General features: G+C 74.8%; 6 protein-coding genes. 4 read left to right on the top strand and 2 right to left on the bottom strand.

Features of this window, described 5'->3' with window-relative positions:
• Positions 1-156: 156 nt before the first annotated feature.
• Positions 157-1,245: a zinc-binding dehydrogenase gene (locus HUW36_RS24290; RefSeq protein WP_174530294.1), complete on the bottom strand. Its 1,089-nt coding sequence runs from the start codon at positions 1,243-1,245 to the stop codon at positions 157-159.
• On the bottom strand, positions 1,238-2,251 hold the full coding sequence (locus tag HUW36_RS24285; RefSeq protein WP_174530293.1) for a Gfo/Idh/MocA family protein: 1,014 nt from the start codon (positions 2,249-2,251) through the stop codon (positions 1,238-1,240). The genes HUW36_RS24290 and HUW36_RS24285 overlap by 8 nt, the downstream gene beginning before the upstream one ends.
• 215 nt (positions 2,252-2,466) lie before the next feature.
• Here HUW36_RS24285 and HUW36_RS24280 point away from each other — a divergent pair, with 215 nt between their 5' ends.
• The 4 genes from HUW36_RS24280 to HUW36_RS24265 all read left to right on the top strand — a co-directional run.
• Entirely contained in the window at positions 2,467-3,480 is a 1,014-nt protein-coding gene (locus HUW36_RS24280; protein ID WP_246248308.1) for a glucosyl-3-phosphoglycerate synthase, read from the top strand.
• 57 nt (positions 3,481-3,537) lie between these two features.
• Entirely contained in the window at positions 3,538-4,692 is a 1,155-nt protein-coding gene (locus HUW36_RS24275; protein ID WP_174530292.1) for a glycosyltransferase, read from the top strand.
• 95 nt (positions 4,693-4,787) lie between these two features.
• On the top strand, positions 4,788-5,240 hold the full coding sequence (locus tag HUW36_RS24270; RefSeq protein ID WP_217428866.1) for a DUF4383 domain-containing protein: 453 nt from the start codon (positions 4,788-4,790) through the stop codon (positions 5,238-5,240).
• An 89-nt stretch (positions 5,241-5,329) separates the two neighbouring features.
• Positions 5,330-5,653: STAS domain-containing protein (locus tag HUW36_RS24265; protein WP_343044359.1), on the top strand; the 324-nt coding region annotated here is incomplete at its 3' end.

Genomic DNA, 5,653 nt, shown 5'->3' with positions numbered 1-5,653 from the left:
GCCGGTGAGCGACAACGCGCCCACCGCGACGAGGGTGCCGCGGTGGGCGCGCAGGTAGGGCAGCAACGCGGCGAGCCCCGGCGTCGGGCCGGCTTCGGCGGTCATGTCCGAACGGTAGCCGGACGCCGCACCGGGTCGGCCGCGGGCGCACCCGCGTCAGCCGGTCAGGACCACCTGCAGCTCCGAGCGACGGCGCTCGGCCAGGTCGGTCAGCAGCGTCGGCGCCTCGTCCAGCGGCGCCACCGCGGAGACCACGTGCTTGCGGATCAGGTCGCCGTACTGGCGCAGCAGGTCCACCGTCTCGGCGGACAGCCGCTCCCGGTCCCAGGTCGGGGTGAGGCCACGGGGCACCCGGCCGATCTGCGCGCAGCGCAGCGACAGCCCGTTGTGGTGGAACTCCTCCCCGAGCCGGACGGCGTCCGCGCCGCCCTGGTAGAACGCCAGGTCGATCACGGTGCCCTGGGGACGCAGCAGCCGCAGCGCCAGCTGCAACGCCCAGTCCTGGCCTCGGCACTGGAAGACCACGTCCGCGCCCCGGTCGCCGGCCGCGTGGTTCCACCGGGTCTTGAGCACCACCGCCGGGTCGTCGGCCTCCGGGTCGAGGGTCTCCAGGCCGAGCGCCTCGGCCACCTCCCGGCGAGCCGGAGTCGGGTCCACCACGACCACCGAGGCGGCGCCGTGACGGCGGGCGAACAGCGCGGTGAGCAGGGCGACCACACCGCTGCCGACCACCGCGACCCGGCGGCCGCGTACCCCGTCGCCGAGCGTGCGCACGTCGGTGCCGCACAGGTCGGCGGCGGCGTGCAGCAGCCCGTTGGCGCAGATCGGCCCCATGTGTGCGACGTAGACGCCGAGCAGCGGATCGAGGTCGTCGGGCAGCGGCACGAACCGCTCGGCCACCGGATCGGCGACCCAGCCGCTGCGGTGGCCGTACGTCATGGCGCCGACCGTGCCCACCGCGACGGCCGGGGTGCGGCTCTCCACCACGCGGCCGACCTGCATGTAACCGAGCCGGGTCACCGGGTACGGGGTGCTGGCCTCTCCCGGCCGGAACAGCCCGAGCGCGGCGTCCCAGGTGACGTGCAGGTAGGGGTTGGTGCCCTTGACGTAGCTCAGCTCGGTGCCGGCGGAGACGCCGCTGAAGAGCGTCTCCACCCGGAAGGTGCCCTCGCGCAGCTCGGCCGCGTCCTGCTCGACCAGCTCGACCCGGCCGGGGCCGCTGACCACCACCACCCGGTCACGCATCGACGCCCACCCCCGTGTCCGCGACCGCGGCGGTGAGCCGGGCCGCCGGCCCGGTGGGCAGCGCCACCGGACGGCCGGTCCGTGCCGACTCGGCGACCGCCAGCGCGAGCCGCTGGGTGCGCAGGGCCTCGGCGTACGGGACCCGGACGTCGTCGCCGATCCCCCGGACGGCGTCGACGAAGGCCCGGTCGACGGCGACCCGGGCACCGTCCGGGTCGGCGGGCAGGTGCCGCTCGCCGTCCGCGTCCCGGACGGTCAGGCCGTCCTCGGCCAGCGACAGGGCCAGGCCGTCGGCGAGGATCTCCAGGCCGGCGCGGTGCTTCCAGGTGAGCACGCAGGCCGCGGCGAGCGTGCCGACCGCCCCGGAGGCGAAGCGCAGCGTGGCCGCGGTGACCGAGTCGATGTCGGCGCCGTCGACCGGCGGCGGGGTCCCGTCGCCGTACGCGGTGACCTCGGTGGCCTCGCCGACCAGCAGCCGGACCAGGTCCAGCACGTGGGCGGCCTGCTCGACCACCGGGCCGCCGGAGCGGTCCCGCCGGGCCCACCAGGCCACCGGCGGCACCTTGTCCAGCCAGGCGCCGTTGACCATCCGCACCGGACGGTCGGCGAGCAGCCGCCGCGCCTCCTCGACCACGTGCAGGTAACGCCAGTGGTGCCCGACGCCGGTCAGCAGGCCGCGCCGCTGCACCAGGTCGGCGATCCGCTCGGCCGTCTCCAGGTCGACCGCGACCGGCTTCTCCACGAACATCGGTACGCCGGCGGCGACGACCGCCTCCTCCGCCGGGCCGTGGGCGAACGGCGGCACGCAGACGTACACCGCGTCCGGGCCGGCGGCCAGCAACTCGTCCACGTCCCGGAAGGTCCGCCCGCCGTGCGCGTCGGCGAGCGCCCGCGCCGCGTCCGGCGCGACGTCGGTCACACCGAGCAGTTCCACGTCCTCGAACCCCGTGAGCACGCGGGCGTGGCGTTGCGCCACCCCGCCGGCTCCGACCAGTCCCACCCGCATCCGACCGCCCCTCCCACCACGACTGAACAAACCGTCGACAGCACTCCCCTGGCCGGCGTCGCGCCAAACGCGAGGTGGCGCGCAACGCAACGTTCATCCGCCGGGAACCACCCGGTACGCACCTGGTGATCGAGTTGTTAGGCAAGATCCGGTTAGCGCGGATGCGGTACTGGGAAAAACAGGAGTTCGCGATTCCGCCACTGATGGGGGTGCCCGTGCGGGATACAGATGTGACCGTCTCACCGGTGGTGGAGGCGTGGGCCACGTACCGGACCAGTACGGCCGACGACTGGCCGGCCCGTCGGCTGGTCCGGGCCAAGGGAAACAGCCGGGTCAGCGTGGTGCTGCCGGCGCGCAACGAGGAGGCCACGGTCGGCGCGATCGTGTCGACCATCCGGGAACACCTGATCGACCGGGTGCCGCTGGTCGACGAGCTGATCGTGGTGGACTCCCGGTCCACCGACCGGACCGCGCAGGTGGCCCGCGCCGCCGGCGCCGAGGTGGTGGGCCAGGACGCGATGACGCGCGGCCTGCCGCGCCTGACCGGCAAGGGCGACGCGCTCTGGGCCGGCCTGGCCGCGGCCGAGGGGGACATCGTCGCGTTCATCGACGCCGACCTGCGCGAGTTCCGGCCGCACTTCGTCACCGGGCTGCTCGGTCCGCTGCTCACCGACCCGAGCGTGGAGTTCGTCAAGGGCTTCTACCACCGGCCCCTGGTCGGTGCGACGAGCGTCGAGCCCGACGGCGGCGGCCGGGTGACGGAGCTGATGGCCCGGCCACTGCTCAACCTGTTCTGGCCGGAGCTGGCCGGCTTCGTGCAGCCCCTCGCCGGCGAGTACGCCGGCCGCCGCGAGGTGCTGGAGCGGGTGCCGTTCGTCACCGGGTACGGGGTGGAGACGGCGATGCTCATCGACCTGCTGGAGCTGGTCGGGCTGGACGCCCTGGCCCAGGTCGACCTGGGCGAGCGCAAGCACCGGCACCAGGACACCGCCGCGCTGGGCCGGATGTCGGCGCAGATCATGCTGACCGCCTGGTCGCGGCTGCAACGACGGGGCTGGGCGGCGCCCGGGGTGGCGCCGACCGCGCTGCTGACCCAGTTCCGCCGGGGCGGCTCGGAGGCGCTGCCCAACCTGGATCGGGAGATCGTCGTCAACGACGTCTCGGTCGAGGAACGGCCGCCGTTGGCGCAACTGCGGCACCGCATCCCGCACCGCCGGGTCGCCGCGTGACACGGGAACACCAAGAGGGGTCCGCATGACACCGGGAACACCGAGAGAGGACAGCGCATGACGCTCACCGTGCTGATGAACGCCGGGCCGTGGCTGTCCGTGCCGCCACCCGGCTACGGGGGGATCGAGAACGTCGTCGCCACGCTGGTGCCGGAGCTGCGCCGGCTCGGCGTACGGGTGGTGCTGGCCTCGGTGGAGAGCAGCACGTTGCCGGTGGACGAGAAGATCGCGGTCTTTCCGGACGGGCAGTTCCACGCGTTGCAGCGGCCGTACAACCAGGTCTGCGGCGTGTCGCAGGCGCATCTGGCCGGGGTGGTGCGGGCGCTGCACCGCCGCGACGACATCGACCTGGTGCACGACCACGTGGAGGCGGTCGGGCTGGCCACCATGGCCGCGATGGGGCCGGACGCCCCGCCGGCGCTGCACACGCTGCACTGGGACCTGGCCAAGCACCCGGAGCTGTACGGCAACCTCGACGGCGGCGACCGGGTCCGGGTCAACGGCGTGTCCGCCTCACAGCTGGCCCGCGCGCCGCGGGCGTTGCGGGAACACTCGGTCGGCCACGTGCACCTGTCCACGCCGCTCGCGGTGGACGCGGACCGCCGGCCGGCCACGCCGAAGGGCGACCACCTGGTGATCCTGGGCCGGATCAATCCGGGCAAGGGGCAGGACCTGGGCGCCCGGCTGGCCCACGAGGTGGGCTTCCCGCTGGTGCTGGCCGGTCCGGTCGGCCCGTACCACCGGCCGGAGGACCTGGCCGCGGCCGGCGACGAGGCCCGGCAGAACCCGGACGTGCGGTTCTTCCACGAGCACGTCGCCCCGTACGTCGACGGGGAGCGGGTGCGCTGGGTGGGCACGGTGGCCGGGCGGGAACGCGACGACCTGGTCGCCTCGGCGCGGGCGTCGCTGTTCCCGCTGCGCTGGGAGGAGCCGGGTGGGACGGCGGTGGTCGAGTCGCTGTCGCTGGGCACGCCGGTGGTGGCCACCGCCCGGGGCTGCCTGCCGGAGCTGATCGAGCACGGCCGCACCGGTCTGCTCACCGCGGACGAGGAGGAGCTGGGCGACCTGGTGCTGGCGGCCGGGTTGCTGGAGCCGGACGAGTGCCGGCGGGAGGCGGCCACGCGGTTCACCCCGGCCCGGATGGCCGAGCGGTACGTGGAACTGTACGACCGGGTCCGCCACGGCGCCACGGTGCCGTTGCAGCCCGTCTGAGCGGGATCCGGCCCACCGGTTCGGCGTTTGTCGCCGGTGGGCCGGGGAAACCGTCGGTCCCCGCGGTGGCGAGGAGGGCCGGCGTGACGAACTCGATGGCGCACTCACGGGCCCGGCGCAACCCGGCCGACGGGCGGGCGCCGGTGCGCCGGGTCGCCTCGGCGTTCGCCGTGTTCCTGCTGCTGCTCGGCGCGTTGGGTTTCGTGCCGGGGGTGACCAGCGCCTACGCCGACCTGCGCTTCACCGGGCCGGGTTCCGGCGCCCGGTTGCTCGGGCTGCTCCAGGTCTCGGTGCTGCACAACCTCGTCAACCTGGTCCTCGGCGTGGCCGGCCTGACGCTGGCCCGTACGGTCGCCGGCGCCCGCGCGTTCCTGCTCGGTGGCGGCGCGGTCTTCCTGGTGCTCTGGCTCTACGACCTGGCGGTCGACCGGCGCAGCGCGGCGAACCTCCTGGCGGTCGACCGGGCCGGCACCTGGCTGCACCTGCTGCTGGGTGTGGCCATGCCGGCCCTGGGCCTGCTGGCGGGCCGGCGCGCGAACCGCCGCTGACCTGCCGTCCCGGCCCGGATGCCCGGTTTCACCGGCCCGGGCCGCGGGTAGGTGCGTAGTCCTCCCCGACGGACAGAAACGAGGGCCCGATGTCGACCCGGATCAGGTGCGAGGTCCGCGACGAGTCCCCGGTCACCGTGGTGCGGCTGGCCGGAGCGCTCGACCTGGGCACGATGCGCGCGGTGCACGAGGTGCTGGACCGGTGCCTGGCCGAGCAGCCGGATGCCCTGGTGGTCGACCTGGAGGAGATCGACGTCACCGAGCCGCTGGCGCTGTCCGTGTTCGCCGCGGCGGCCCGGCGGGCCGCCGACTGGCCGGCGGTGCCGATGGTGCTCTCCGCGCCCCCGCCGACGACGGCGGCGTGGCTCGCCGAGACCACGGCCTGCCGGGTGGTGCCGGTGCGCCGGGACTGT

The sequence above is a fragment of the Micromonospora maritima genome (assembly GCF_902825405.1).
Lineage (GTDB): Bacteria > Actinomycetota > Actinomycetes > Mycobacteriales > Micromonosporaceae > Micromonospora > Micromonospora maritima.
Note: the sequence above shows the minus strand (reverse complement) of the source record. Positions and strands in the feature narration are given on the sequence as shown.